The following is a 26,266-nucleotide window of genomic DNA, read 5'->3' as shown; positions in this document are numbered from 1 at the left end:
TGAAAATTGGAGGTTATAAGGATGACAAAAGAAAAGTGGGTATTAGACAGTGCACATAGTAGAGTTGATTTTTCAGTTAAACATATGATGATCTCAAAAGTAAGAGGTACATTTCATAAATTTGACGCTTCAATTACAGCTGACCCAACCGATTTAACAACAGCAGAAATCGAGTTTACTGTAGATTTGGATAGTATTGACACACATAATGAAGATCGTGATACACATTTAAAATCGGTCGACTTCTTCAATGTTGATGCTTATCCAAAAATGACTTTTCGTTCAAAAAACATTGAGAAAATAGGGGAAAATGAATATAATGTTACTGGTGATGTAACCATTCGTGATGTAACAAGACAAGAAACATTTAAAGTAGAAATGGTTGGGTTATCTAAAAATCCGATGACTCAAGCGGAAACTGTTGGTTTTTCAGTAAATGGTAAAATTAATCGAACAAATTATGGGTTAACTTGGAACGCTGCTTTAGAAACTGGTGGTGTACTTGTAGGAGAAGATATAAGTATTACACTTGACCTAGAAGCTACGAAGGCATAATGATACTAAAAGCGAACTGAATGAAATACTTGCCTCGAGTGCACAGATAGATTCTGTATATTCGAGGCTTTTTATATAGCATTATTTAATTTTAACATTTACAAGAAAATCCGTTTCGTTTTATATGAAATTCCTACTTTATTCACGATTTTTTTCAGATCTTTTCATAATTTATTCATAAATTTTGTCTAAAATAATTGTAGAAAGAAAGAGGAGAGGTTGATGTTATATGGAAGACTTCACTAATAAAAAAGACGAAACAAATGAAACCAATCGATCTAGTAACGATGAGAAAATGAATCATGAGAACGAGGAAATCCATCATATAGAGGAGGATGTGACAACAGACACATTTTCATCAAAAGCCTCGCCAAATGACAGTGTTAACGAAAATAAGAAAGTAGAAACGGTTCTACTTTCTGAAAATATGGATGAAGAAAATAAGAAACAGAAAAAAGCAAAGTCGATGTCAAAAACATTATTATCAAATGTATCTGTTGGCGTCATCAGTTCAGCTCTTACAGTTGCACTTGTATCATATTTTGGATTTCCGGTAAATGGAAATGATGAAGATACTATAACGAATGAAACAAAGGCCGTTCAACCTGCGTCACAGGATGCGGTATATACAAGTACTTTTACGAAAACAGATCAAGCAACCATTTCCGACATTGTTGAGGAAATATCACCAACAATCGTAGGTGTTGTCAATTTACAACAAATGAAAAGTCAATTTAACTTACAATCACAAAATATTGAAACGGGATCTGGCTCTGGTGTTATTTTCAAAAAAGATCGTAAGTACGGATATATTATTACCAATAATCATGTCATTGAAGGAGCAAATGAAATTCAAGTATCACTCTATAATGGGGACAAAGTAACAGCAGATGTTGTCGGAGCAGATGCTCTAACAGATTTAGCCGTACTAAAAATCGATAAAAAATATGTAAATGAAGTAGCTAGCTTTGGCGATTCTAGTAAATTACGAACTGGTGACGAAGTAATTGCGATTGGTAACCCACTCGGTCTGGAATTTTCGAGAACAGTAACCCAAGGGATTATTAGTGCAACAGAACGGTCTATTTCTGTAAATACATCCGCCGGACAGTGGGAAATTACCGCAATTCAAACCGATGCTGCGATCAATCCTGGAAATAGTGGAGGGGCTTTAATTAACAGTAGTGGCGAGGTAATTGGGATTAATAGTTTAAAAATATCACAAGAAGGTGTAGAAGGATTAGGGTTTGCTATCCCGAGCAATGATGTGATTCCTATTGCGGAAGAATTAATAAAAAATGGTCAAGTGAAACGAGCTTATCTTGGAATCCAAATGGTAGATATGTCCACAATCATGCAAGTATACCGTCAAAGCATGTATGGTAATTTAGAAAACGGGATTATAATTGCAAATATCGAACAAGGGTCACCAGCTAGTAAAGCAGGCCTCAAAACGAACGATGTAATTGTCGGTATTGATGGAAATGAAATACAAAATATTACTGATTTACGAAAATATTTATATGGTAAAGTAAAACCAGGCGACACGGTGAAAATCGAATACTATCGCGATGGAAAAAAACAAACAGCTTCTGTTGAAACAACTGAAAATTAATTGTCATCATGATGAATATTCATTGATGAATGTAGGAATATAGCTTATAAATAATTAATAAATTGAAGTTTATGATAAATAATGTGTTCATTGCTTTCAATTTTCTAATTTTTATACTATAATGTACTTACAATTAAATCAACGTTTCCACAGGGGGAGCTTTTGCTGAGAGTGAATCGATTCTATTCGGTATTCCGGATAGGCTCATTCAGACCCTTTGAACCTGTCTAGTTAATACTAGCGTAGGGATTGTGGATGAGGGAAAGCTTTTGTCTGTATGGCTTTCTTTCTCAGCTTCCTATGGAACGTTAGATTGATAATATCATAGGAGGTTTTTTTATGCGTTCAAAACAAATTCAACCAATGATTGAGACATCAATCATGGCAGCACTTGCTTTAATACTCGATTTGTTGCCATCGATTCAGTTGGGACCATGGATATCCATATCATTTGCTATGGTACCCATTTTCCTACTTTCATTTCGCTGGGGATTTCATTACGGCGTTCTCTCAGGACTTCTTTGGGGACTTTTACAAGTTGTCACAGGAGATGCTTACTTCCTTCATTGGTTACAATTTCTCATTGAATATTTTGTCGCCTTTGCATGTGTTGGGTTTTCAGGTCTTTTTATGAATATTATTCAAAAGAAATTTAATGAAGGACAACGCTATGCTGGACTAGGGTTTGTCATACTGGCAATGTTTGTTGGAAGTTTTGCAAGATATATTTGGCATTATATTGCAGGTATTGTATTTTGGGGAAGTTATGCACCTAAAGGACAACCAGCTTGGCTTTATTCACTCGTTGTTAATGGATCAGCTTGGCTTGGGTCATTCCTATTCTGCTCACTAGTTCTTGTATTTGTCCTGACTGCATCATCACGAGTTCTTACGGCCAATCGAAACAATTGGATTAATATTAGTTAATGGAAAAGGGACTGTTCATAGTTGAATAGTCCCTTTTAGTTACCAATATTATATCAGTTTTTCTCGTTCTACTTTCTTTTTTCTTCGCTTTTGAATCATTTTTGATATGAAGAACGGGATGAAAGTGAATGGAACTAAAATGATAAGAACTGCAGCTAATGTATCTGTAAATATGGAAGAAACTTTCCCATCTTCTTCCCAAAAAATACCGAGTACGAGATTAAAAGAAAAAAAGAGAACATAAAATAAAATACTATAGTACCACCGAGGTTTTGCCATTAAGAAAAAGTAAATAAACCCTATGAGAGATGAGACAATTAACGGTATCCATGCATTCCGCTCATTTTGCCATCCATGATCTATTAAAAAGCGATATACATACATCGATAAAATTAGTAATATGACTGTAATGAATGTAGACCGCTTTAATGAATAACCTTTTGGATTTTCTTTCGCTTCTTCAACGAGTTCTTCCGTAATTGTAGAATCAATTTCATCATTTTCTTCTATTGTATCTTCAATACGTGTTATTACTTCATCAAACGCTCCCCAAATGTCTCTATTATATTCCATGTTATAAATCGAGTCTTGATTCCTCTCGAGTTCTTCCACACTGGAAATCATAGATAAGTCCAAATCAATAAATTTTAATTCTATTAAAGAATGATGAGAACGAAGGAATTTCAGCCATCCATCGATGCTCAACATATGGTTAAATGGAACAAAAAACAATTTACTTTGATTTGAATCTTGATATTGGTATAATAATCCTGGAAGATTGGCATACATAGGGACAGCTTCGTTTATTTTCGATTCTGCATAGGCATGGTAATTTTCGAATAGATAAAATCCAAAATATATTTTTTCAATAGAAGCTAGGGGGATTTTACCTTCAATAGGATGCTTATATAATTCTTCATATCTTTTGAATTTGATCCCACTAGATGAAAGCTGATAATTACTAAGGTGTGTATTAAGCCAAATGAGTTTTTTTGTACTTCGGTATAAAAATTTTATTAAGAAAATAGCGATGATTGCACCTATTAAACTAACCCCATACCATAGCAGATGATGCTTCATAGCGAAATAGAGTGGCCCAATGACGATTCCAATTGAAATGATAAATAATATTGTATAAACTTCCATCGTTAAAATCCAATAAAACGGCGACATTTTTGGTTGATTTATTTCAAGCTTTGATTCATATTCATACACATTATCGCCTCCTTCATTGAAAGGTATTAAGTTTTTCGACGTTTTATTCAGGAATAAAATAATACTCATAATAATCATATTCCTCATCAGCGGTAAAATTAGCTACTTTTTTCTTTTCCGATGGTTTTAAATTAATGTTTTCGTATACATCAATTTTTTTCTTTTCCTTTCCTTTATAAAAAATAAATTGTAAATCTCCATGGAATGGATTGCTTTTGCTATAGTTGGCAGCCCATATTTCTATGCTCTCTTTATCAAAAATTGAACTAGCCGCGACTAGTTTCATTTGATTAGGAGGAAGAAAAGTTTGTTCAGCTCTTTTTTGATAATTTTCCTCTAATGCATCAAACATCACTTCTTCCCGGTATAAATCTTCTTGGATAATGAAAAGTAAAACAACCGTAATCATTCCGTAGAAAAAAATTGAGGATATAATCGTGGATTTTATAATAGTAGATATGTTGTAACGACCAATAATTAGAGAGAGGAAGGCAATGATTGAAAGAAAAATAAATATATAGTGATAATTTGTCCATAGAACCTCGGTAGTAAATCTCACTTTAACACCTCCATTCAAAACAACTGATGAAATATTAAGAAAACTCCACATATAAGTGTAATGAACATTATAAAATAGTAAAAGGGGAGAAATACCTAACTTCATCAATTCTTATCTCAGCCAAAACTCCTATATTTGGCTATCTTCAAATAACACAGGTTCAGAGTAAGGCTCTATAAGCCAATGCTCCCGTAATTTAAAGAAAAAAGTATCATACAAGAGTTCTATATGTTACTGTCAACAACATAAAAAAAAGACTACATAAATATGAGAAAATAGGGAATTGATAGAAATGGTATATTGATGAGGAGGAATGTGTATGAGTAGCTTTGAATGGTTTACGAGAATGGAAAATGCAATACGAAATAATTTGCCAGAACTAAGTGCGAAGTTTAATGCGCATGAAATTCAATTAAAAACAAATTCGACTGAGTTACATCCGAGTTTTTCTTTCTATATGGAAGATGATGAAATAATTTATGAATTTTGTGTCATTCAATTTGATCCTGTAAATCAAGAATTATACTCTTATTACTATAATGATGAGTATGAACTTCATTCGAAGGTTCTTTTTTCAGAGTTGGAAGAAATTACGACATTTGTTTATGATGCGTTTGTAGAGTTTTTAAGTGAATTTGATGAAGAGTTGGAAAATGATCATGCTTATGATTGGAATGAAGAAGACGATTATTTTGATGAAGATTATTCGAACGAGTTGCCCTATAGCGATATCGAAGTAAGTGATGAGAATATTGAATGGATTACAAATGATAAACATATAGAAATTGAACAAAATTGGGGAGAACATCATTATTCAATTCATTTAAAATTAGGGGTGAATATAGATACTAGTGATGGTCTATTATACAGAAGTGTTTTAACAGAAAATGAAGAAGGAGAGGAAATTCAAGAAACAAGTTTTCTCTCCTTTAAAAAAGAGGAAACAAGTTATTTGCTTGATTTATTAAATAGTTATGTGAATCATATAGGTCAAGAAGGATTGTTGTAAAAGGCTCCTATTTATTTAGGGGCCTTTTACAATGGTGTTTCAAATAATTTTTTCTTATAATGATTGAGCAAGATCATACCAGTAGTTGCAAAGAGCTTCCATCCCTTTATAAAAGTTTTCTAAGTGAAAATGTTCGTTCGGTGCATGGAAATTTTCACTTGCTAAAGCAAAACCAAGTAAAACAACAGGAATATTTAATGTTTGATTGAAATCTGCAACAATTGGAATGGACCCACCGCTTCTCGTGTAAGCAACTTTTGTCCCATATACTTTCTTGCAAGCACGACCTGCTGATTGAATAGCAGGATGGTCAAACGGTGTAATAAAAGGTGATCCTTGATCAAAAGGTGTTATTTTCACCGTAACACCTTTTGGCTTATTTTTTTCAATATGTTTAACAAGTAAATCATAAATTTCTGTTGGGTTTTGGTCAGGTACGAGACGGCAAGTGATTTTCGCTGTTGCTTCATTTGGCAAAACAGTTTTTATTCCTTCACCTTGGAACCCACTGTATATCCCATTAATTTCTAATGTTGGCCGATAAGACGTACGTTCGTAAAAATTATAACCCGGTTCACCAAATAATTCTGGTACTTCAAGTTCTTGACGAATTTTTTCTTCATCCGAGGCAACTTCATGGATAGCTTTCTTTTCTTCTTCAGATATTTCCGCAACTTTATCATAAAATCCTTCAACAAGAATACGTCCTTCTTTATCGTGGAAAGAAGCTAAAATTTCAACAAGAGCATGGGCTGGATTTTGTACGCCACCTCCAAAACTACCAGAATGAAGATCCGTATTAGCACCTTTAATATCGATTTGTAAACCGGTCAAGCCACGTAAACCGTAGCAAATGGATGGTTTACCTTTATCAAGCATATCGGTATCAGAAATTACGAGGACATCAGCTTGAAGCATTTCCTTATGTTCTTCTAGAAATAATGGTAAGTGAGGACTGCCAATTTCCTCTTCCCCTTCAAAGATCACTTTTACATTTAATGGAAGTTTTCCTTCCGTTTGAAAGATTGCTTCGAGAGCCTTAATATGCATAAATACTTGTCCTTTATCATCGCTTGCACCACGAGCATAAATCTTTTCATCTCGGACATCTGGTTCGAATGGAGGAGTTTCCCATAAATTAAGTGGGTCAACCGGTTGAACGTCATAATGACCGTATATGAGTACTGTTGGTTTTCCTTTTGCATGGAGCCAATCACCATAAACAACAGGATGTCCTTTTGTGTCCATTACTTCTACATGTTCAAGGCCAATACTCGACAATTCTTTACGTAGCCACTCAGCTGCATTCACGATATCATTTTTATTTTCCGAAAGTGCACTGATGCTAGGGATCTTTAAAAACTCTTTTAGTTGGTCTAAATGTTCTTGTCGATGAGCTTGTAAAAATTGTTGGAATGATACTGTCATATAAATTCCTCCATAAATCAATTTTGTATTTTACAATTTTACTGCAAATAGGAAAACTTTTCTAGTTATGAAAAAAGCCAAGGAATATCCTTGACGTTGTTATTCGTTCGGTTTTGTATTTTTATACAACTTAATTTCCAGAAGATCCTGATTAAAGTGAGCGGTCATTTTCATCTGGTTAATTGGTATCGGAAATGTAACCGTTCTACTTTTTAATTGAGTTGGTTGATCGTCTTGTCTTACTTTTATCGTCAAATCACTATCGTTAACAATTATATCTATGTTTTCTTTTTTACAGTTAGGAAGAATAGCTTCAACAATAAAAGCACTTTCTGAATCATATAAATCAATTCGAAAAACAGTTTCATCTAGATAGGAAGTAAGTGGGTTGAGAAAAAATTCATCAAACCATTTTTCCACAGCTTTTGAATCAAACGGGTCTCTCCCATTTTGATGATTCATACAGGTCCCCCCATATTGAGGTGGTTTTACTTTACAACCATTTTACTCATTTTATCTGAAATGTTGCTATATAATATGCTTTATTTTTATAGAATTGCTTAAAAATGGGAGAAGACCACTGTACTAAATAGCTTGTTCTTACATTCCGTGACCTGGATTGTTATTTCGGCGGGAATGGTTTCGGTTTTTTACTTTTTTTGAACCGCTTAAAGGCTCTGGTTGTGATCCTTGGTTCTGTCCTTTTTGGGAATTTTTTCGAATATCTGTGCCATCATTTTTGTTCATCATCATACCTCCAAATTTATTTTTAGGGGACCTTGTTTATAGGATGTTCACAAGGTGAAAAGATTATCGAATAAATTTTTTCCTAATGAACACGATAATTAAGGGGTGAACTCTATGCCATATCATAAAAATAAACAACAAGCATTTCAAGCTGCAGAACAAGGTGTCGAACAGGCCAGAGATGTGTTCGAAAGTATGGATTCAGCGTCATCCGATTTTGGTCATCATTTAAAACGGTTAAAACAAGAAATTAATGAGGCTGAACAGCAAATTGAGAATGCACATGAAGTTGCAAGTGAGACACAGCGCAAACAGCTACAATCCTTTCAAGAAGATATCGACAGGATGAAACAGCATTTTGAATAATCGTTTGGGACTACCTCTTCGAAAAAGGGTAGTCTTTTTTCTTATCTGATCGTATTTTTTATGTACTACTTTTCAACAGATAAGTGCATACGAACAACATCGGCAGCATTACCTTATTTAAAAAAGAGTTTTTATTAGTGAATTTTAGAATTTCATCTCTCAAAGGTTTAAACGATGCGTTTTCTTTATCTTGTTTGAATGGGATTACAGTGCTAAAATTTAAGGTGTTTAAATAAATAATAGGAGTTTTGACTACAATGGAAATTGAAAATATGAATGAAGAAATCATCCAATATGAAACCATGTTAAATGAATGGAAAAATAATTTATTAATGTATAAATTTGCTCTTGATGAAATTAATACAAAACTGAAAATTATTAGTGAAGATTATCAGTTTATACACAATCATAATCCAATTGAACATATGAAGTCACGAATTAAAACGCCAAAAAGCATTGCGAAGAAACTGAGACGAAAAGGTCTTGATTTAACGATTGAAAATGTAATCGAACATATCCATGATATTGCAGGTGTACGAATTACATGTTCATTCATTTCTGATATTTATCGACTAGTTGACGTTATTAGTAACCAAGATGATATCACTGTACTAAAAATAAAAGACTATATAAAAAATCCGAAACCGAACGGCTATAAAAGTTTACATTTACTAGTTACGGTTCCTGTATTTCTTACAACAAAAACAGTAAATGTTAAAGTGGAAATACAAATCCGAACAATTGCAATGGATTTTTGGGCAAGCTTGGAGCATAAGATTTATTATAAATTTGAAAAGGATGTACCGAAACATTTATTAGATCAATTAAAAGAAGCAGCTGATGTTGCTAATCGGTTAGATATAAAAATGGAACGATTAAAAGATGAAATGGAAATATATAAAGCGTTGGAATAAAAACAAATTTAAAAAGTTCAGTATTGAATTTTTTTCACATTCTTGTTGACAAACATTTTTGAGAGGAGTAAAATAATTTTTGTCAACAAGACGGGGTATTAGCTCAGTTGGTAGAGCAGCTGACTCTTAATCAGCGGGTCGCAGGTTCGAGCCCTGCATGCCCCATCATAATTGATATTCTTAAATAATTGTATAATAAAATATACTTCATCCGGGGTATTAGCTCAGTTGGCAGAGCAGCTGACTCTTAATCAGCGGGTCGCAGGTTCGAGCCCTGCATGCCCCATTAATAATTTGGAAAGCAATCTAAAGTTAGGTTGCTTTTTTGCTTCCTCATGAATTATTTTAAAATAAAGATGCTCTTATCTTTTCCTCTCCATATTCTAGATTACTATCAATTTTATTATTAATATGGTGCATATGATAAGATAAAATTATGTCTAACAATAATATACTCATATTTTACTTATCTTATAAATTATATTAATATAGACTTAAAGGAAAAGTTAGATTGGATTTACTATGACTAACTTTTTGAATATTCTACCTTGAGGGGGGAGTTCTTTTGTCAAACAAACCGTTATATGACTCAAAGAAATCTTTTGAACTAAATGGAAAACGATATCATTATTATCGTTTGAAATCAATTGAAGAACAAGGGGTAGCGAAAATTTCCCGACTACCTTATTCAATCCGGGTTTTACTTGAATCTGTTTTGCGCCAAGTTGATGGGCGAGTAATTACAAAAGAACATGTAGATAATTTAGCAAAATGGGGATCAGAAGAAGTAAAAGATGCTGAAGTTCCTTTTAAACCTTCACGTGTCATTTTACAAGACTTTACTGGTGTTCCTGCTGTTGTCGATTTAGCTTCACTTAGAAAAGCAATGGCTGATCTTGGTGGAGATCCAGATCAAATTAACCCAGAAATTCCAGTTGATCTTGTTATTGACCACTCGGTACAAGTAGATAAATACGGTACAAACGATGCGTTACGACTAAATATGGAACTAGAATTCGAACGGAATGCGGAACGTTATCAATTCTTAAGTTGGGCACAAAAAGCGTTCGATAACTATCGTGCTGTTCCACCTGCAACAGGTATCGTTCACCAAGTAAACTTAGAATATTTGGCCAATGTTGTGCATGCTATAGAGGAAAACGGCGAATATGTTGCTTTCCCTGATACGTTAGTTGGGACTGACTCCCATACAACAATGATTAACGGTATTGGTGTTCTTGGATGGGGTGTTGGTGGTATTGAGGCTGAAGCTGGTATGCTTGGACAACCATCTTATTTTCCAATTCCTGAAGTTATTGGTGTAAAACTAACGAATCAACTACCAAACGGTGCAACTGCAACAGATTTAGCATTAAAAGTTACTCAAGTGTTGCGTGAAAAAGGTGTTGTAGGGAAATTTGTTGAATTCTTCGGACCAGGTGTTTCGACATTACCATTAGCTGACCGTGCCACAATTGCGAACATGGCACCAGAGTACGGTGCAACTTGTGGCTTCTTCCCTGTTGACGAAGAATCTCTCGCATATTTACGTTTAACTGGACGTAGTGAAGAACAAATTGAATTAGTTAAAACGTACTTACAAAACAATGATTTATTCTTTACAACAGAAAACGAGGATCCAACATATACAGATATCGTAGAACTTGATTTATCAACAATTGAAGCAAATCTCGCTGGACCAAAACGTCCACAAGATTTAATTCCATTATCGAAAATGAAAGAATCTTTCCATACTGCGATTAGTGCACCGGCTGGAAACCAAGGATTCGGTTTAAAACAAGAAGAACTTAATAAAGAAACAACTGTTGAGTTTGCTGATGGTACAAAGACAACAATGAAAACAGGTGCTGTAGCAATCGCTGCAATTACAAGCTGTACAAACACATCTAATCCTTATGTTATGTTAGGTGCAGGACTTGTCGCGAAAAAAGCTGTCGAAAAAGGTCTGGTGCCACCAAAATATGTAAAAACATCACTTGCACCAGGTTCTAAAGTTGTGACAGGTTACTTAAAGGATTCTGGACTTCTTTCATATTTAGAGAAAATTGGCTTTAACCTTGTTGGTTACGGTTGTACGACATGTATCGGTAACTCAGGTCCACTTTTAGAAGAAATCGAAAAGGCTGTCGCTGATAGTGATCTTCTCGTTACTTCTGTTTTATCAGGTAACCGGAACTTTGAAGGGCGAATTCATCCACTTGTAAAAGCAAACTATCTAGCTTCACCACCATTAGTTGTTGCCTATGCTTTAGCAGGTACAGTAGATATTGATCTTGAAAATGATCCAATCGGAAAAGATAAAGATGGAAATGCTGTTTACTTGAAAGACATCTGGCCAACTACTGAAGAAGTAAATGAATATGTAAAACGAACAGTAACACCGGAATTATTCCGTAAACAATATGAGCGTGTGTTTGACGATAACGAACGTTGGAACGCAATTGAAACAAGTGAGGACGCACTGTACACTTGGGATAATGATTCAACTTATATCCAAAACCCACCATTCTTTGAAAACTTGAGTCCAGAACCTGAAGAGGTAAAACCTTTAACTGGTATGCGTATAGTTGGTAAATTTGGTGATTCTGTTACAACTGACCATATTTCACCAGCAGGTTCGATCGGTTTGAAAACACCAGCAGGTAAATATTTAACTGAAAAAGGTGTTAAACCACGTGACTTTAACTCTTATGGATCTCGTCGTGGTAACCATGAAGTTATGATGCGTGGAACATTTGCAAACATTCGAATTCGTAACCAAATTGCACCAGGAACAGAGGGCGGTTATACAACTTATTGGCCAACTGGTGAAGTCATGTCCATTTATGATGCTTGCATGAAATATAAAGAGCAAGGAACGGGCCTTGTAGTTCTTGCAGGTCATGATTATGGAATGGGTTCTTCTCGTGACTGGGCTGCAAAAGGTACAAACTTACTAGGCATTAAAACAGTAATTGCTCAAAGTTTTGAGCGTATTCACCGCTCTAATTTAGTGTTAATGGGTGTATTACCATTACAATTTAAACAAGGTGAAAGTGCTGAAACACTAGGTTTAACTGGAAATGAAGTTATTAATGTTCAAATCGATGAAAATGTTAAACCACGTGATTTTGTAAAAGTTACTGCTAAAAAGGAAAATGGCGATGTTGTTGAGTTTGAAGTACTCGTTCGTTTCGACTCTGAAGTTGAAATTGATTACTATCGTCATGGTGGTATTTTACAAATGGTATTACGCGAAAAACTACAAAGTAATACTGTAACAAATAACTAAAAATTATTCCTAAAAAGCTGCTCCTAAATGGGGCAGTTTTTTGATTTGTTATATATAAGTAGTTTCCTTTTTCTTTGCATTCATAGTAATTTCATTTACACATCGAATATCAATGAGCCGTATTACTGTAAAATTAAGGTTATCTTAAATACCCTTTAACTAAATACATCAAAATTCACAAATGTTAAGGATAAATAGCCGCTATTTTTCTAGCCTTCGAAAAGTAAAGAGAAATTCGACAATTTTATAGGAGAAGCCTAATGCTCACTTCCTTTACAATTTCAAAACTAACGGAGTTAATCATCATTCTGTTATAAAAGATTATCTTTTTCCCAACAAATAAAAATCCTAATATTTCTACAAATATAGACAATCAAAGAGAAATTTCAAAAATTTGTCATAATTCGTTAAGATCTTGGAAATAATAAATGATAATATAGAGATAAAGGGGTGTGAGAAAATTGAGAAAAAGCAGAAAGCGTTCATTTTCTGAACTCGTTAGTGAAAATAAAATGCAGATATTAAAAGACCAAGAAATTATGGAAAAAATAGAGAAAAGAATTGAAGAAAAGCGTATGAAAAAAGCTGAATAGAAGATTAAAGGAAAATGTAAGCATCGCAATAGCTTACATTTTTTTCATTACATAACCTTTCTTTCGTGTTGCATTCTATTGTTGAGGAGGGATGACAATGAGTAAAAATGATCATCAACAATATCAACCAGACCATCTTGGAATGCAACCTCGTAAATACGGTGGAAATAAAGGAAAGAAAATGCAAGATCAATCAGGACAACACCCTCAAGTAATTCAAACAAAAGGTGAATAAGAACTACTTGGAAAAAATTTAAAAACAACGCAAAATTTGTCGAATACTTTTGTTGTTAAGGCTCAAAATATGTTTGTACGTAAAAATATTAAGGAGGCTATCTAAATGAATCATACACCTAAACCAGATGATCGTTCGGATAACGTAGAAAAATTGCAAAATATGGTTCAAAATACAATCGAAAATATACATGAAGCTGAACAATCAATGAAAACGGCAAGTGATGAACAAAAACAACAAATCCACGAAAAAAATGAGCGCCGTAGAGAAAGTATTGAAGCAATGCGTGAAGAAATAAAGGATGAATATCATTCACAACATGAATAAAACAGTTAATTTTCATTAATAAGTCTTAAGGAGGTCATTTTGATCTCCTTTTTTAATTCACCTTCTTTCTACTATGAGATAGCCTCTTTTTTTGCATTGAAAACCTTTTCGAAAGTATAATGATTAATGTTCGTTATTTTATTAAAATAGAAAGTGATTAGGATAGTAATGGAATGGATGAAGGAAGATAAGTTAATTTCAAAAAATAAACAAAAACTTCTTGACTGTATTGTCGAAAATTACGACGAATTAACTCAAAAAGATCCAAACTATTTAGCAGAACTTCTCGTTGAATTATCAGAGCAGCTTTTACAGTCAGGAATAAATGGAAGCTTTGTTAAGCGTTGGATGGAATTAGCATTACAATTCAATTCAAAAAATATAAAAGCATTAAAATTTTTAAGTTCCTACTCTTTACAAGAGAAGATCAAAGTAGTTGATTTTTTAGCATTTCCTGCATTACGAGAATCAGATAACCGCCTTCAACGAGAAACAACTTTATTACAATATAAAGAAACTTGCGAAGAGTTTTTACCTATTGGAGATGAAATGATAGATTCACTCCGACAAGAATATCATTTATTTATTGATGATAATCAGACGCTTGAAAAGTATCAACGACTAATAACTTTAATGGAGGCGCTCATTAAAGAAATAGTCGAACTGTTAAACTTACTAAATGATTATAATGAGTCTTCCGGTCGAACATTTTATAATGGGAACCATTTTGCAAAAATTCAACAAATCGTTGAGAAAATGGATGGAATAAAAGATCGGTGGAAGGACGAGTTTCAAGTAGAACCAGCTAATGAAAAAGTAAAGCCAGCTCTACAAGAGCTAAATGAAATGATTGGGTTATCAGAAGTAAAAAAGAGAATCCAACTGTTTTATACGTATTTAAAATATCAAAAAGAACGGAAAGAACTTGGATACAAAACCCAGGATGAACCAAGTTTAAATATGGTATTACTAGGAAATCCGGGTACTGGTAAGACAACATTAGCTCGTCTTTTAGCAAAAATTTATCATGAACTAGGTGTTTTACCTAGTGAAGAAGTTATTGAGACAAACCGTGCTCAGCTAGTCGGATCATTTGTCGGACAAACCGAAGAAAATGTACGAATGATTGTTGAAAAAGCTGTTGGTGGCGTTCTTTTTATTGATGAGGCCTATAGTTTAAAGCGAGCAGGGCAATCAGGGAATGATTACGGACAAACGGCCATCGACACACTTGTATCATTAATGACAAGTAAAGAATTCGGTGGGAAATTTTCCGTCATTTTAGCAGGGTATCCAGAGGAAATGCGACAGTTTTTAGATGCCAATACAGGTTTACGGAGCCGTTTTCCCGAATCGAATATTATCGAACTTCCAGATTACAGTGTAGAGGAACTATTGCTCATTAGTGAAAAAATTGCTAGTGATAATGACTATTTATTAACTTCTAGTGCCAAAAAAGAGTTAACTTACTTAATTGAACAAACCCAGGTTGACCATACATTTGGAAATGCCCGAGCTGTTCATAACATTATTATTCAAGCTATATTTCGAAAAGGTTCAGTTGAAAAAAGCGGTGTGCCTAATCTGTTGAACTATGCTGTTCTACATAAAGAGGATTTTCAATCTGATGAAGAACAAGTAACGAAGGAACCAATGGTTAAATTAAATGAATTAATTGGACTAAAAGCAGTGAAAGAAGCTGTTCAAACATACTTGTCGTTCGTTAAAATGCAAACGTATCGTCGCGAGCATAATTTTCCTTCTGTTCCTATTCAACTTCATTCTGTTTTCACTGGCAATCCAGGTACAGGTAAAACGACTGTAGCAAAAATTTACGCAGAATTATTAAAGGAATGTGGAATGTTAAAACGTGGTCATCTCGTAGTCGCGGGCCGGGCTGACTTAATTGCTGGATATGTTGGTCAATCCGCTTTGAAAACGAAAAAAAAAATTCGTGAAGCTTTAGGTGGCGTTCTTTTTATTGACGAGGCGTACTCATTATTTAGGGGAAATAATCAAGACTACGGCAAAGAAGTAGTTGATACACTTGTAGAAGAGATGACAAATCATGGTGAAAATCTCGTAATTATTTTAGCAGGTTATCCGAATGAGATGGAACAATTATTAGAGAGTAATCCTGGTCTCAAATCACGATTTAAAAAGTTCTTCCGTTTTGAAGACTATACAACGGACGAATTAATTGCCATTATGAACTTGTTTACCAAAAATTATGCATATGAGTTGGATGAAGAGGCGATTGCTTTCTTAAGAAGCGAAATGACAATGAATCGTCCTAACGGTAATGGACGTTTTGCCGAAAATATGATCCACGAAGCAATTCAACAGCAAGCATTACGACTAACAAAACAAAATCAGCCCCTCAGTCTAGATAACGTTAATCTTATAACGAGAGAAGATGTACAGGCTGCTTACTATATTTTAAAAAAGGGAGAGTAAAACATGCAAATATCTACAACAGAAATTCAAGTACGATATTCAGAAACAGATCAAATGGGGATTGTTTACCATGCAAATTATCTTGTTTGGATGGAAATTGGTCGAACCGCACTCATTGAAGAGCTTGGTTTTAACTATGCTCAATTAGAAGAAGATGGGATATTAGCACCCGTACTTGATATTCAAATTTCTTATAAAAAACCTTGTAAATATGGGGAAAAAGTAAAAGTTAAAACGTGGATTGAAGAATATAACGGTTTAAAAACAGTATATGGATACGAGATTTTAACAGAGTCTGGTGAATTATCTGTCGAAGCGAAGAGCTCCCATGTTTGTGTAAAAAAAGATAGTTTTCGTCCCGTATCAATTAGAAGAACACATCCAGACTGGCATGAAGCTTATGAAAAGGCGAAAAAGAAGTAATGGGGGGATATGATGGCTTTTGGTATAACTCGAGAACAGGTAGATGCATGGAAACAAAAAATTGATCAAGGAGAAATTGCTTTTTTAACTCATTACTGGTATGATGAACGTTTTCCAAATGCGAAAACTGTAACAAAAGTCGGATGTAAAGACTTAAATAAGTTAATTCAATGGGGAAAACGATATGGGTTAAAAAAAGAGTGGATTCACCATCGTAATGAAGGCTATTCTCATTTTGATTTACTTGGCGAGTATGAACAACGGATACTAAAAGAAGAAGGACTTTTACAATCGACAACTCTACTTCGAAAAAAATAGGAATCAAGGATTTCTTTGTACCTTGGTTCCTATGCTTTATACTTTCAAATTATTTTTATCCACTCAGAGTAAGTGGTCTTTGCTTCTTTTAACCATATTGTATAGCATCTTGTAAAGGAACAACTTGATAGTTTTTGGTTGCTAGATACATAAGATGGATAAAATTTCGGATTCGATAATCGGATTATCGAACTTTGAACAGTTTCTGTTTTCGTTACTTGAATCGTTGCCATTCCTCCAAAATCTTTATAGTGCCCCAATTGTCTAGATAAAAAGTTTCCTAGCGAATATGCGACAAATACTCTCTTACCATTTTTCTCTATCCATTCAAACAGTTGTAACACATGAGGATGGTGTCCAAATATAATATCTACACCATATCCAGGCATACTTAATTCTTTTTTAAATGACTTCAACATCGGTTTAAATTCGTAACTTTTATTGGTTTTTGCATCATTATAAACATAGTCATGAATGAGCATATCCCCATTGGCGCCGATTGTTATCGTTCTTGACCATGTTTTTGATAATGCTTGTATATTCATTTTTCGTTGTTCATTTTCAGCAATTGAATACGTATATTCATTTTCATAATAAACATTTACTTGAATAACTATACTTGTAATGAAAGCAATTAACGTAATGGAAAGAAATATCTTTATTCTTTTATTCATTATTACACCTTTCAAATTATCATATAGTTTTCAATGCATTTAGTTATATTAAGATATCAAAATTACTTAGTTTAATCATATTTAGGGATAGATAGAGGAAATTCAGAACTAAGGCCTTTAGGCGGAGCGAGAGCCGAAGTTTTTAGCTATGCGTATAAGAAAAATGTATACTTTCCTAGTTTTATTATCTGATAGATTGATCTTTACTATAAAACATTTATAAAAAAGGAAAAATAGTTTTCCGAGAAATTTGTCGTTTGATGTCGACCTCTTTTTCTCAATGATACCATTATTATTGGTATGATAGAATCAATAAGAAAGGGGAGAGAGAATGAAAAACTGGAGAAACATATTGCTTATATGTTTATTAATCATATTATCAGGGTGTAATGGAAACAAAGCTGAAGAGGTTTCACTAAAACCTGTTGAAGTTGACTTACAGACGCCAGAACATGTCCATGTTAATGAACCATTTACTGTACGAGCGGTGGTGACACAAAAGGGGGAGGAGGTCGCGGATGCAGATGAAGTAATGTTTGAAGTTTGGAAAGCAGGAGATAAAGAAAATAGTCAAAGTCTTGACGTAATGAAACAAAATGGGGGTAAATATGAAATTGAAACAAGTTTTTCTGAGGTCGGTGAATATTTTGTTCAAGTACATGTAACTGCTAGAAGAATGCATGTCATGCCAAAGGAAAAAATTCACGTCGAAGAAAGAGCGGATAGTATAGACAACCACGATATAAGTGAATAAGAGGCCAGACATAGTACTGTCTGACCTCTATTTGCCTGTTCAAATATTATTTTTTCTTTTTCTTCTTCTTTTTATTCGATTGATTGCCAGACTTACCACCAATACTATTATTTGCTGTTGCTTTTTCCGGTTGTGGTTGAACTGGTGGATAAAGCTTTCTAGTTAAATATGTTTGTCCAATTAAATAGAACCCTGACACAGTCCAGTATAATGCTAATGCAGATGGAGTTGATAGTGATGCGATTAGAATCATCGCTGGTGACATAATCCCCATCATTTTCATCATTTGCTGTTGTTGTTGCTGTTGTTGATCTGACATACCAGGTGTCGTTGCTTGTGGCATCACTGACATTGATACTCTGAATTGTAAGAAGTAAGCAATACCAGCCAAAATTGCAATAATCCAGTCGGTCTTCCCTAAATTAAACCATAAGAATGAGTGACCGGCAATTTCTGGTGAGAGTCGAATTGCGTAATAAAGCCCCATCCAAATTGGAATTTGCAGTAAAATTGGAAGACAACCCATATTCAACGGATTAAAATTATGCTTTTGATATAATTGCATCATTTCTTGTTGAATTTTCATTTGTTCTTCTTTTGTTTTGGCAGCCTTTAACCGAGTTTGGATTGCTTCCATTTCTGGTTTCATTACTTCCATTTTTTCGCGCATATCTTTTTGCTTTTTCGCAGCATTTAACGCAATTGGTAGAAGAATTGTTCTTAAGATGATTGTAATAACAATAATCGCTAATCCGTAACTACTGCCAAGAAACTCACCTAAAGCTTTAATAACAATAATTAATGGATTGACAATGTAGTCATGGAAAGCCCTTCCTTCAGTTTGAGCCGCTGCACAACCGGATAATAAAAATACAGAAACAATTAAAACAATTGAAAGTAAAAACGTCTTACTTTTCTTCAATACTATTCCTCCTCAATTTAAATGATATTTTCTCTTTAATGAATGTAGGAAGAATAATCCGTCTGGTTCATCATCACTACCACGATCTTTTCTTCGTATCGTTTTCGGTAACCAAACGAAGAATGTATAGACACATTCCATCCGAAGATGATATAGTTTGGAATCTAAAACGACATGAAAAGGATCATTTCTCTTTAGTGGGTAATTAGAAATATGTATACGTGCCCATTGTTTGTATAAGAAAAACAAAATATAAAGAAAAACACATACGTAAGTCGAATAAAAAAGTAAATCTTGGTATGTATCAGCTAACATCTCTATCATTGGATGACTCCTTATTCCACATTTTATCAACTGAAACGACTTTCATTTTATATGATGTCATAGGATGAAGTCAAGATGTAATCATCTCTTAAAAAATTCCCTCTTCTAAAATAATGCCATATTACATATCTATTAGTAAACTATGAACTCTAATAGGTGGTCTTAATATGAAACAAATCATAAAAATTTTATTTTTTCTCTTTTCACTAATATCCGTAGCAAGTGCCGTCATTTCAAGCCAAACGAATTTATTTTTCTCAAGCTTTTTATTACATGAATCTCAAGAAGGGAAATCCGATTCAACTAACTTTTTAAAAATGATAGCTTCAGAGAACCATTATTATTCTACACTTTTACCAGATGAAGGTGACTCTCTTTTTACAAACGCAATAGAAATTGCCACCAATGTAAATATAAAAGATGTGCGAAGTTTAATTTTTGATGAAGTGCCTGGGTTATTTTCCATGACATCAGATATCGTCATAGCTGGGGAAGGAACTGATTTTACTAACTTACCAATTGAATCTTCACCACCGATAGAAGAAGTATTAAAAGATCGTGAAATTGCAGAGGACAGCCTTAACAAAATTGAAAAAGAAGAGCCAAAACAACCGATTAAAAAACCAGAAAAGAATACCGTCTTTATCTACCATTCACATAGTAGGGAATCATTCATCCCTCACTTAAAAGGAGTGAATAATGCCAATGGAGCCTTACATAAAGATGTAAACATAACTTTAGTAGGGGAAAGATTAAGTAAAAAACTTGAAGAAAAAGGAATTGGTTCAGTAGTTGATAAGACTGATATCCCAGAATTACTAGCAAAAGAAGGGTTAAAATATTCTCGTTCTTATCAAGCTTCTCGTGAAGTTGTCAAGGAAGCCTTAGCTCAAAACCATGATTTATCCTATTTGATAGATGTCCACCGTGATAGTGCCAAGCGGGAGACGACGACAACACAAATAAACGGAAAGAATTATGCAAAACTATACTTTATTGTTGGAAAAGCTCATCCGAATTATAAACAAAATGAAAAAATTGCCGTTGAATTAAATCGAATGATAAAGAAAAAATATGGTAGTTTAACGCGTGGAGTATATCGTAAAGACAAGACAGAAGGTAACGGTATATACAATCAAGATTTATCACCTAATGCATTTCTTATTGAAGTTGGTGGACCTGAAAATACGTTAGAAGAAATGTACAACACGGTTGATGTACTAGCTGATATTTTTGCCGATTATTATTTCAAGAATACCGACGCGATAGAGGTAAATAAATAAAGAATACTCAAGGCTTGACGAGTGCAGCAGTTCGCATAAAAAGGTTTTCTCGGTTTAGATGTAATACTGCTAGAGCCTTCCTAATAGCTAAAAGTAAGTGCCAGAATCCATTAGGATCTGGCACTTGTGCTATAACCATTTTACTTTTGGCTCTGTTTTATCCTTAATCCGTTTTATATTGGTACGATGTCGATAGAAAATAAATACACTAAATAAAAAAATGACAATGATGAGCGGTAAATCGCGAGTAAAGAAGGAATATATAAGTGCTACAATTGCCGCAACCATTGATGATAACGAAACGTACTTTGAAAGATATAATGTAATAATAAATCCTAATACAAGGATAAAGAAAAGAATTGGGTTGTAAAATAATATGACCCCACCAGACGTAGCAACTGCTTTTCCTCCGCGAAAGTTTGCAAAAACTGGATACATATGACCAATTACAGCAACCATCCCAACAATAAGTGGATGAAGTTCCCATTCCATTGGTACGTTGTAGTGAGCTAATATTGAAGGCAGGCTTGTTGCTAATGTTCCTTTTAAAATATCAGCTACCATGACAATAATACCGGCTTTTACGCCAAGTGTACGAAAAGTGTTTGTAGCCCCAAGATTACCACTTCCGTGTTCACGAATATCGGTTTTATAAAATATTTTACCAATGAGTAATCCGGATGGAATTGAGCCAATTAAATAAGCTAAAAGAACCATTAATACCGTATACATAAAACTGCCCCTTTTATTTACAAAATCGATTCTGTTTTGATTATACACAATGAGCTTTCTTTTTAATAGCATATTCCATCGTTTATGATAAAAAATTGGCATCAAAATAGGCGTCCAATCTTTTAAGTAGGACGAGATCCATAGTTTTAGTTTAGCTTATAAGAAAGTAGTAGATATGAATAAATTTATACTTTCTAAGTAACCAAAAAATAAAAAGCCGACAATTGTCGACTCTCTACACATATGACTCATAACCATGATATAATAAATAGGATGTATTTAATTGGTTATTTTTTTACTTGATTTTGTTCTAATAAATCTTTAATAAATAAAAAACCATCTGCAAATCCTTGTTTAAATATTTGGACATCGTAATCATCATTCATCTGAAAAGTCATATCTTTTAAAGTTGTGATTAAGTGCCGTTTTTCTGAAGGAAGCAATTTTTCTATTTCATTCACGTGTAACTCCCATTCTTGATAGAAGTTTCGGTATTCATCCCTTTGGAACTGCAATCGAATTCCTTCAATTCGTTCTAATGCGATTTGTTTGAAATGATGATTAAAGGAAGGGGGCTTCATATAGATTCCACCTTTTATTCATATATTGAATAAACATTATTATTTTATCTATATATAGAATAAAGCATTATATACCATTTGTAAATAGGAAGAGAATAAATAATTTTCAGACGGGCAAATAGGAGTGTTTTGATTATGATTACGGATCAAAAAATAGGAGAATTAATGAGGAAGATTCGAAAAGAAAAAGGCTATACTTCATCTGAAATTGCTGATAAGTTGAATATTTCACAGCCTAAGTTTTCTCGAATTGAAACAGGAAGTCAATCGATTCCAGTAACATTTCTAAATCAATTTTGTGAGGCTTGCCAAATTTCATTAGTAGATTTTACATATTTATTAAAAGATAATGGACAAATTGAACATTTAACAAAAATTAAAGAAAACACTTCTGAATATAATACTTTAAGTTATTCAATTTCTGAACTATTAACCGATTTAACACTTGATGAGCGAAAAGCGATTATCCATTTAATTCATACGTTTAAAAACAATGAACCCCTTAAGTGAAGTTAACCTTAAGGGGTTTTGTATGACAAGATTGTCTCTCAAATGATTCATTTTACGCTTACGATAAAATTTCAAGGTTTACAAGTAATGCGAGAATAATTTGAAGTAGTAGTTGAATATTTACTGCAAGGTTAACATCTGTAGTATTGACCTCAACACCACGAGAGTTTTCAATAACTGTTTTTTGAACATTTACTTGTTTAATACCAGTAGAAGAGAATAATGTTTGTTTAATTTCTTCCGCATCATCAGCAGAAGCTACTGAAATATTAATAATCGCAGCAATAAAAGCATTAAGGGAAGCGACAAGTGAAATGGCAGCTTTTGCATCCGTTGTATTAACCGTTACATCCGCGGAATCGCGAACAAGAATTAATTCTTCGGAGACCTGGTATTCTTTTACCGTTTGAATAGATTTTTGGTCATCATCATTTGAAAGAAAACGGCCTAGTGGATGGTCTGACGTAGGGTCTAGTGCATTCCACTCTCGGTGATGCGATGTTGATCTATGTGATTCTTCTAAGTTTACATGAAAGCTTTCTTGATTCAAAATATATTCCTCCTTTTTTCATTTACTATAAAATATGCTTGTGATTCCTATCTGACAGGGACAACTTACCGAGGTTATTGGCCTTTTTTTGTGTCATTTCCCTCTTTTGACGTATCATTCATCTTTGTTAGAACTTGATTTACTTCGTTTTGTAGTTGATAAAAAATGTTACGTAGCCGCTCTTTTTCTTGTTCTGATAGATGATTTGATTTTACATTATGCTTTTTGAAGGTGTTTTGTACAAGTACATTAATAATATCTCCTTGAGAGTTTGATAAAAGCCGATTTTGTTGCGATTGAGTTGAATGGTTACGTCTGTTATGATTGGTTTGGTTATTCGTTTTATGGAGGTTCCTTCTTTCTCTTCTCATTACAATTCCTTCCTTTCCCTTATAAGGCTAAATAAACAGTTAAACAATAACTGCGATTCACCGTTAGATAATGTTTCTTGCAAGTAAAGTACAGCCTTCCTCAATAATTACAATATGAAGAACTATACGATATTGACTAGACAACCGTGTAATTTAGGGAATTTAATATAAAAACAACTTTGAAAAAATTTGGAAACATAGTATGATTATTCTTGTTAAAATAAGAAGAACTACATAAACTAGGCAAAAGTTATAGATTTGTTTTCGGATTTAGCATAATCTTCATCCTTGAGCAGGATTTTTGCTAAAGTCAGCGAATATAAGAAAATAACAGGAGGTTGTAATGATGGTTGAAAATCCTTCTTTAGAGGAATTAGGAGCACTATTAAAAAAAGCAAAACGAATTGCTGTTGTCGGTTTAAGCAACAATCCGGAGCGCACATCATACCAAATATCGAAAGCAATGCAAGACGCTGGTTACGATATAATCCCTGTAAATCCAACTGTGGATGAAGTTCTTGGTGTCAAAGCTGTAAAAACGTTAAAAGAGATTGAAGGACATGTAGATATAGTAAATGTTTTTCGTCGCAGTGAGTTTTTACCCCAAATTGCAAAAGAGTTTGACGAAATAGATGCCGATGTGTTTTGGGCACAACAAGGTGTTGTCAATGAAGAAGCTTACAAATTTTTAAAAGATCGTGGCTACACCGTTGTCATGGATTTATGTATTAAAGTCATTCATGCTCTGACCCGATGAACTAGAAAAAGGTCGAACAAACCACCCGTCGACCTTTTTCTTTTTACTTATAAAAAAGTTGGCTATCCCATATGTGTAAAATATTACTCGGGGGTTAAAATACCACGTTTTGGAAAATATTAACTGGCAAAAAAAGAGAAGGCACTCTAATATAAATGTAAGCTACCAGGCTTAATACATTTAGAAAGAGGCCTTCTCATGGATAAAATTATATCAAGAATTTATGGATTAATAAAGGAAACAAATAATTTAATTGAATTCGAGGAACAACTTCAAATCTTGATGTATGAAACATTCGCATCATTAGTTGGGGATGTTTTTACTAATATTAATCAAGTAATCAAAGAAAATAAGCAAACGGAAAATTGGACAGTTGAAAGAAACGATGAGAAGACAATCCAATTTATTTTCGGATCTGTTCGCTTTAAGAGGACGCTTATGCATGATGTTAATGGAAATCCACACTATCCCTTAGATGAGTGGCTAGGGTTCATAAAACATCAAAGGTATAGCCCTCTGGTGGAAGTAAAGGTAGCTGAATTAGCAAGTGAAAATACATACCGTGAATCTGCACGTATTTTAAAAGAATGGTCGGCTGTAAATGTTAGCCATACAACAGTCGGTAATATTGTGAAAAAGGTTGGAGAGGCCCAAGCAAAGGCTGACCAAGAAATGGTGGATGAACTTGAAGAATCGGCATCGTTGCCAGAAGGAAAGAAAGTTGATTTTTTATATGCAGAAGCTGATGGTGTATTTGTTCGGGGGACAGAAAGAAAAAAACAGATGGAAGTTTGCCACGGGATTATTTATGAGGGATGGAATAAAAATGGCAAGCGCGTCTCTTTGAGAAACCAAAAGGTAATTATGACAACCCAGCCAACAAACACGTTTTGGAAGGAATTTCAGGCCTTTTCTGCCAATGAATATTCGATAGAAAATACACATGTAATTACGAATAGTGACGGGGGCAGAGGATATACAGCTGAGAAGTTCCAAGAGGCTTTTTCACAGTCGAAACACCAAGTATTAAATCAATTAGACTCGTATCACATAGGTGAAGCCTTAAACCGAGCTTTAGGCTGGAAAAAGAATAAATTCAAGGGGTCTATTCAACAAGCTTTATCAGACCATGATAAAAAGGCCTTTTCATTATATTTGGATACATTTGAAAGTATGCTAACCGACGAAAAAGAGATAAAAAAAGTAAATGATTTTCGAGGTTATATTTTGAATAATTGGGATCGGATTTTTGATTGGCGAGATAAAGTGAAAAGTCATCCAAAAGATGCGCGTGGGTTAGGTGGAATGGAGTCGAATCAACGCCGTATTTCTTTCAGGATGAAGAAAAGAGGTATGCATTGGAGTAAAGAAGGTGCGGAGGCCATGGTAAAAGTAAAACAAGGGATAATCAACGGAACTTTGCGAGACGTATATTTAAAGGCACAAGGACGAAGTGAAAGAAAGCATCGTGAAGTGAAAAGAACCATTCGTATGTCTCAAGTATTACGCCAGCCTACACAACCTTCTATCGGTGTAAAAAACGGTAGTATAAGCTTGTACGTCGCCCACTCAACAGCGACAGGGAAATTATTAAAATGTTTTCGGTAATAGAAGTACCCTAGAATAATTTGTTTGGTTCTTGTTTTTTAGAACCGAACAAATTATTCTAGGCCAGCAAGCGTTAGCGCGGTAGCTGAAATAGCTGTACAAAAATAGAGTGCCTGAAGTATTGGTGTAAAAACAAGACCGAGAAACTCTTGACACATACGGCTATCCATGGGTTATAGCTAAAAAAATGAAAATCCTGTATAATAAAACAAGAAATACA

30 protein-coding genes, 2 tRNA genes and 1 riboswitch are annotated in these 26,266 nt (G+C 34.0%); of the genes, 20 read left to right on the top strand and 12 right to left on the bottom strand.

The genetic code is table 11. From position 1 onward, the window contains the following. Positions 1-21: 21 nt before the first annotated feature. The 3 genes from BN2144_RS14620 (at position 22) to thiT (ending at position 3,097) form a co-directional block, all read left to right on the top strand. Positions 22-555 (top strand): YceI family protein, encoded by a 534-nt coding sequence (locus BN2144_RS14620; protein WP_033828962.1) that lies wholly within the window; start codon positions 22-24, stop codon positions 553-555. A gap of 229 nt (positions 556-784) precedes the next feature. Further along, on the top strand, positions 785-2,170 hold the full coding sequence (locus BN2144_RS14615; protein WP_230199753.1) for a S1C family serine protease: 1,386 nt from the start codon (positions 785-787) through the stop codon (positions 2,168-2,170). Between the two features lie 142 nt (positions 2,171-2,312). Further along, a riboswitch (TPP riboswitch) is annotated at positions 2,313-2,437 on the top strand. A 72-nt stretch (positions 2,438-2,509) separates the two neighbouring features. Continuing rightward, the gene (gene thiT, locus BN2144_RS14610; RefSeq protein WP_033828961.1) at positions 2,510-3,097 is read left to right on the top strand and encodes an energy-coupled thiamine transporter ThiT; all 588 of its coding nucleotides are present in this window, start codon (positions 2,510-2,512) and stop codon (positions 3,095-3,097) included. Positions 3,098-3,145: 48 nt separating this feature from the next. On the opposite strand, the gene BN2144_RS14605 is transcribed toward thiT, so the two are convergent. Together BN2144_RS14605 and BN2144_RS14600 are read right to left on the bottom strand one after the other, a co-directional pair. Then, positions 3,146-4,312 (bottom strand): hypothetical protein, encoded by a 1,167-nt coding sequence (locus BN2144_RS14605; protein ID WP_139017898.1) that lies wholly within the window; start codon positions 4,310-4,312, stop codon positions 3,146-3,148. A 43-nt stretch (positions 4,313-4,355) separates the two neighbouring features. Further along, entirely contained in the window at positions 4,356-4,871 is a 516-nt protein-coding gene (locus BN2144_RS14600) for a hypothetical protein (protein ID WP_033828959.1), read from the bottom strand. Between the two features lie 319 nt (positions 4,872-5,190). On the opposite strand from BN2144_RS14600, the gene BN2144_RS14595 reads away from it, so the two are divergent. After that, positions 5,191-5,880, top strand: a complete 690-nt coding sequence (locus BN2144_RS14595; RefSeq protein WP_033828958.1) for an alpha/beta hydrolase family protein — start codon at positions 5,191-5,193, stop codon at positions 5,878-5,880. Between the two features lie 54 nt (positions 5,881-5,934). Here the strand turns inward: BN2144_RS14595 and BN2144_RS14590 are convergent, their stop codons facing one another. The 3 genes from BN2144_RS14590 to BN2144_RS19295 all read right to left on the bottom strand — a co-directional run bounded on the left by BN2144_RS14590 (position 5,935) and on the right by BN2144_RS19295 (position 8,055). After that, positions 5,935-7,308, bottom strand: a complete 1,374-nt coding sequence (locus BN2144_RS14590; protein ID WP_033828957.1) for a dipeptidase — start codon at positions 7,306-7,308, stop codon at positions 5,935-5,937. A 99-nt stretch (positions 7,309-7,407) separates the two neighbouring features. Then, the gene (locus tag BN2144_RS14585; protein WP_042337990.1) at positions 7,408-7,770 is read right to left on the bottom strand and encodes an Hsp20/alpha crystallin family protein; all 363 of its coding nucleotides are present in this window, start codon (positions 7,768-7,770) and stop codon (positions 7,408-7,410) included. A 138-nt stretch (positions 7,771-7,908) separates the two neighbouring features. Then, positions 7,909-8,055: a small acid-soluble spore protein P gene (locus BN2144_RS19295; RefSeq protein ID WP_075047845.1), complete on the bottom strand. Its 147-nt coding sequence runs from the start codon at positions 8,053-8,055 to the stop codon at positions 7,909-7,911. Between the two features lie 114 nt (positions 8,056-8,169). On the opposite strand from BN2144_RS19295, the gene BN2144_RS14580 reads away from it, so the two are divergent. From BN2144_RS14580 to BN2144_RS14530, 11 genes are all read left to right on the top strand, one after another. After that, positions 8,170-8,421: a hypothetical protein gene (locus tag BN2144_RS14580; RefSeq protein WP_033828956.1), complete on the top strand. Its 252-nt coding sequence runs from the start codon at positions 8,170-8,172 to the stop codon at positions 8,419-8,421. Positions 8,422-8,678: 257 nt separating this feature from the next. After that, positions 8,679-9,335: a GTP pyrophosphokinase gene (locus tag BN2144_RS14575; protein WP_280526438.1), complete on the top strand. Its 657-nt coding sequence runs from the start codon at positions 8,679-8,681 to the stop codon at positions 9,333-9,335. 92 nt (positions 9,336-9,427) lie between these two features. Further along, positions 9,428-9,500: transfer RNA gene (locus tag BN2144_RS14570), tRNA-Lys, on the top strand. A gap of 48 nt (positions 9,501-9,548) precedes the next feature. After that, a tRNA-Lys gene (locus BN2144_RS14565) sits at positions 9,549-9,621 on the top strand. 279 nt (positions 9,622-9,900) lie between these two features. Then, complete coding sequence (gene acnA / locus BN2144_RS14560; protein ID WP_033828955.1) at positions 9,901-12,627, top strand: aconitate hydratase AcnA; 2,727 nt, start codon at positions 9,901-9,903, stop codon at positions 12,625-12,627. 461 nt (positions 12,628-13,088) lie between these two features. Further along, positions 13,089-13,220: an FbpB family small basic protein gene (locus BN2144_RS14555; protein WP_033828954.1), complete on the top strand. Its 132-nt coding sequence runs from the start codon at positions 13,089-13,091 to the stop codon at positions 13,218-13,220. Positions 13,221-13,317: 97 nt separating this feature from the next. Further along, positions 13,318-13,455 carry an acid-soluble spore protein N gene (locus BN2144_RS14550; protein WP_407638040.1) on the top strand — a complete coding sequence of 46 codons (138 nt, stop codon included), beginning with the start codon at positions 13,318-13,320 and terminating at the stop codon, positions 13,453-13,455. Positions 13,456-13,560: 105 nt separating this feature from the next. After that, a complete protein-coding gene (tlp, locus tag BN2144_RS14545; RefSeq protein WP_033828952.1) occupies positions 13,561-13,782 on the top strand; it encodes a small acid-soluble spore protein Tlp in 222 nt (73 codons plus the stop codon). Between the two features lie 168 nt (positions 13,783-13,950). Beyond that, a complete protein-coding gene (locus tag BN2144_RS14540; protein ID WP_042337987.1) occupies positions 13,951-16,239 on the top strand; it encodes an AAA family ATPase in 2,289 nt (762 codons plus the stop codon). Positions 16,240-16,242: 3 nt separating this feature from the next. Further along, the gene (locus BN2144_RS14535; RefSeq protein WP_033828950.1) at positions 16,243-16,662 is read left to right on the top strand and encodes an acyl-CoA thioesterase; all 420 of its coding nucleotides are present in this window, start codon (positions 16,243-16,245) and stop codon (positions 16,660-16,662) included. 12 nt (positions 16,663-16,674) lie between these two features. Then, complete coding sequence (locus tag BN2144_RS14530) at positions 16,675-16,980, top strand: hypothetical protein (protein WP_033828949.1); 306 nt, start codon at positions 16,675-16,677, stop codon at positions 16,978-16,980. A 44-nt stretch (positions 16,981-17,024) separates the two neighbouring features. Here the strand turns inward: BN2144_RS14530 and BN2144_RS20785 are convergent, their stop codons facing one another. Continuing rightward, on the bottom strand, positions 17,025-17,654 hold the full coding sequence (locus BN2144_RS20785) for a CapA family protein (protein ID WP_033828948.1): 630 nt from the start codon (positions 17,652-17,654) through the stop codon (positions 17,025-17,027). 331 nt (positions 17,655-17,985) lie between these two features. Here BN2144_RS20785 and BN2144_RS14520 point away from each other — a divergent pair, with 331 nt between their 5' ends. After that, positions 17,986-18,408, top strand: a complete 423-nt coding sequence (locus BN2144_RS14520; RefSeq protein WP_033828947.1) for a FixH family protein — start codon at positions 17,986-17,988, stop codon at positions 18,406-18,408. Positions 18,409-18,454: 46 nt separating this feature from the next. Here BN2144_RS14520 and yidC read toward each other — a convergent pair whose 3' ends face one another. Next, entirely contained in the window at positions 18,455-19,330 is an 876-nt protein-coding gene (yidC, locus tag BN2144_RS14515; RefSeq protein ID WP_033828946.1) for a membrane protein insertase YidC, read from the bottom strand. Between the two features lie 12 nt (positions 19,331-19,342). Continuing rightward, complete coding sequence (locus BN2144_RS14510) at positions 19,343-19,654, bottom strand: hypothetical protein (RefSeq protein ID WP_033828945.1); 312 nt, start codon at positions 19,652-19,654, stop codon at positions 19,343-19,345. 167 nt (positions 19,655-19,821) lie between these two features. Here BN2144_RS14510 and spoIIP point away from each other — a divergent pair, with 167 nt between their 5' ends. Next, positions 19,822-20,937, top strand: coding sequence for a stage II sporulation protein P (gene spoIIP / locus BN2144_RS14505; RefSeq protein ID WP_033828944.1), 1,116 nt, complete (start codon positions 19,822-19,824; stop codon positions 20,935-20,937). Positions 20,938-21,066: 129 nt separating this feature from the next. On the opposite strand, the gene plsY is transcribed toward spoIIP, so the two are convergent. Both plsY and BN2144_RS14495 read right to left on the bottom strand, forming a co-directional pair. Then, a complete protein-coding gene (gene plsY / locus BN2144_RS14500) occupies positions 21,067-21,669 on the bottom strand; it encodes a glycerol-3-phosphate 1-O-acyltransferase PlsY (RefSeq protein WP_033828943.1) in 603 nt (200 codons plus the stop codon). Positions 21,670-21,956: 287 nt separating this feature from the next. Beyond that, the gene (locus tag BN2144_RS14495; RefSeq protein ID WP_033828942.1) at positions 21,957-22,250 is read right to left on the bottom strand and encodes a hypothetical protein; all 294 of its coding nucleotides are present in this window, start codon (positions 22,248-22,250) and stop codon (positions 21,957-21,959) included. A 135-nt stretch (positions 22,251-22,385) separates the two neighbouring features. On the opposite strand from BN2144_RS14495, the gene BN2144_RS14490 reads away from it, so the two are divergent. Next, on the top strand, positions 22,386-22,760 hold the full coding sequence (locus tag BN2144_RS14490) for a helix-turn-helix domain-containing protein (RefSeq protein ID WP_033828941.1): 375 nt from the start codon (positions 22,386-22,388) through the stop codon (positions 22,758-22,760). 58 nt (positions 22,761-22,818) lie between these two features. On the opposite strand, the gene BN2144_RS14485 is transcribed toward BN2144_RS14490, so the two are convergent. Both BN2144_RS14485 and BN2144_RS14480 read right to left on the bottom strand, forming a co-directional pair. Then, positions 22,819-23,310 carry a spore coat protein gene (locus tag BN2144_RS14485; protein ID WP_033828940.1) on the bottom strand — a complete coding sequence of 164 codons (492 nt, stop codon included), beginning with the start codon at positions 23,308-23,310 and terminating at the stop codon, positions 22,819-22,821. Between the two features lie 74 nt (positions 23,311-23,384). After that, positions 23,385-23,681, bottom strand: a complete 297-nt coding sequence (locus tag BN2144_RS14480; RefSeq protein WP_033828939.1) for a hypothetical protein — start codon at positions 23,679-23,681, stop codon at positions 23,385-23,387. 343 nt (positions 23,682-24,024) lie between these two features. On the opposite strand from BN2144_RS14480, the gene BN2144_RS14475 reads away from it, so the two are divergent. Then, the gene (locus BN2144_RS14475) at positions 24,025-24,438 is read left to right on the top strand and encodes a CoA-binding protein (RefSeq protein ID WP_033828938.1); all 414 of its coding nucleotides are present in this window, start codon (positions 24,025-24,027) and stop codon (positions 24,436-24,438) included. Positions 24,439-24,636: 198 nt separating this feature from the next. Further along, positions 24,637-26,046 carry an ISLre2 family transposase gene (locus BN2144_RS14470; protein ID WP_033826706.1) on the top strand — a complete coding sequence of 470 codons (1,410 nt, stop codon included), beginning with the start codon at positions 24,637-24,639 and terminating at the stop codon, positions 26,044-26,046. The last annotated feature ends 220 nt before the right edge of the window (positions 26,047-26,266 follow it).

This window comes from Bacillus andreraoultii (genome assembly GCF_001244735.1).
Lineage (GTDB): Bacteria > Bacillota > Bacilli > Bacillales > Caldibacillaceae > Caldifermentibacillus > Caldifermentibacillus andreraoultii.
The sequence above is the reverse complement of the archived record's forward strand: the minus strand, read 5'-3'. Positions and strand labels throughout refer to the sequence as shown.

Coding starts and splice junctions, on each gene's coding strand:
- BN2144_RS14535 (WP_033828950.1), top strand. CDS start 16,243: ATGCAAATATCTACAACAGAAATTCAAGTACGATATTCAGAAACAGAT.
- BN2144_RS14575 (WP_280526438.1), top strand. CDS start 8,679: ATGGAAATTGAAAATATGAATGAAGAAATCATCCAATATGAAACCATG.
- BN2144_RS14490 (WP_033828941.1), top strand. CDS start 22,386: ATGATTACGGATCAAAAAATAGGAGAATTAATGAGGAAGATTCGAAAA.
- BN2144_RS14475 (WP_033828938.1), top strand. CDS start 24,025: ATGATGGTTGAAAATCCTTCTTTAGAGGAATTAGGAGCACTATTAAAA.
- BN2144_RS14530 (WP_033828949.1), top strand. CDS start 16,675: ATGGCTTTTGGTATAACTCGAGAACAGGTAGATGCATGGAAACAAAAA.
- BN2144_RS14470 (WP_033826706.1), top strand. CDS start 24,637: ATGGATAAAATTATATCAAGAATTTATGGATTAATAAAGGAAACAAAT.
- BN2144_RS14520 (WP_033828947.1), top strand. CDS start 17,986: ATGAAAAACTGGAGAAACATATTGCTTATATGTTTATTAATCATATTA.
- plsY (WP_033828943.1), bottom strand. CDS start 21,669: ATGTATACGGTATTAATGGTTCTTTTAGCTTATTTAATTGGCTCAATT.
- BN2144_RS19295 (WP_075047845.1), bottom strand. CDS start 8,055: ATGAACAAAAATGATGGCACAGATATTCGAAAAAATTCCCAAAAAGGA.
- BN2144_RS14495 (WP_033828942.1), bottom strand. CDS start 22,250: ATGAAGCCCCCTTCCTTTAATCATCATTTCAAACAAATCGCATTAGAA.
- BN2144_RS20785 (WP_033828948.1), bottom strand. CDS start 17,654: ATGAATAAAAGAATAAAGATATTTCTTTCCATTACGTTAATTGCTTTC.
- spoIIP (WP_033828944.1), top strand. CDS start 19,822: ATGAAACAAATCATAAAAATTTTATTTTTTCTCTTTTCACTAATATCC.
- BN2144_RS14615 (WP_230199753.1), top strand. CDS start 785: ATGGAAGACTTCACTAATAAAAAAGACGAAACAAATGAAACCAATCGA.
- BN2144_RS14620 (WP_033828962.1), top strand. CDS start 22: ATGACAAAAGAAAAGTGGGTATTAGACAGTGCACATAGTAGAGTTGAT.
- BN2144_RS14590 (WP_033828957.1), bottom strand. CDS start 7,308: ATGACAGTATCATTCCAACAATTTTTACAAGCTCATCGACAAGAACAT.
- BN2144_RS14580 (WP_033828956.1), top strand. CDS start 8,170: ATGCCATATCATAAAAATAAACAACAAGCATTTCAAGCTGCAGAACAA.
- BN2144_RS14510 (WP_033828945.1), bottom strand. CDS start 19,654: ATGATAGAGATGTTAGCTGATACATACCAAGATTTACTTTTTTATTCG.
- BN2144_RS14550 (WP_407638040.1), top strand. CDS start 13,318: ATGAGTAAAAATGATCATCAACAATATCAACCAGACCATCTTGGAATG.
- BN2144_RS14585 (WP_042337990.1), bottom strand. CDS start 7,770: ATGAATCATCAAAATGGGAGAGACCCGTTTGATTCAAAAGCTGTGGAA.
- tlp (WP_033828952.1), top strand. CDS start 13,561: ATGAATCATACACCTAAACCAGATGATCGTTCGGATAACGTAGAAAAA.
- thiT (WP_033828961.1), top strand. CDS start 2,510: ATGCGTTCAAAACAAATTCAACCAATGATTGAGACATCAATCATGGCA.
- BN2144_RS14540 (WP_042337987.1), top strand. CDS start 13,951: ATGGAATGGATGAAGGAAGATAAGTTAATTTCAAAAAATAAACAAAAA.
- BN2144_RS14595 (WP_033828958.1), top strand. CDS start 5,191: ATGAGTAGCTTTGAATGGTTTACGAGAATGGAAAATGCAATACGAAAT.
- BN2144_RS14480 (WP_033828939.1), bottom strand. CDS start 23,681: ATGAGAAGAGAAAGAAGGAACCTCCATAAAACGAATAACCAAACCAAT.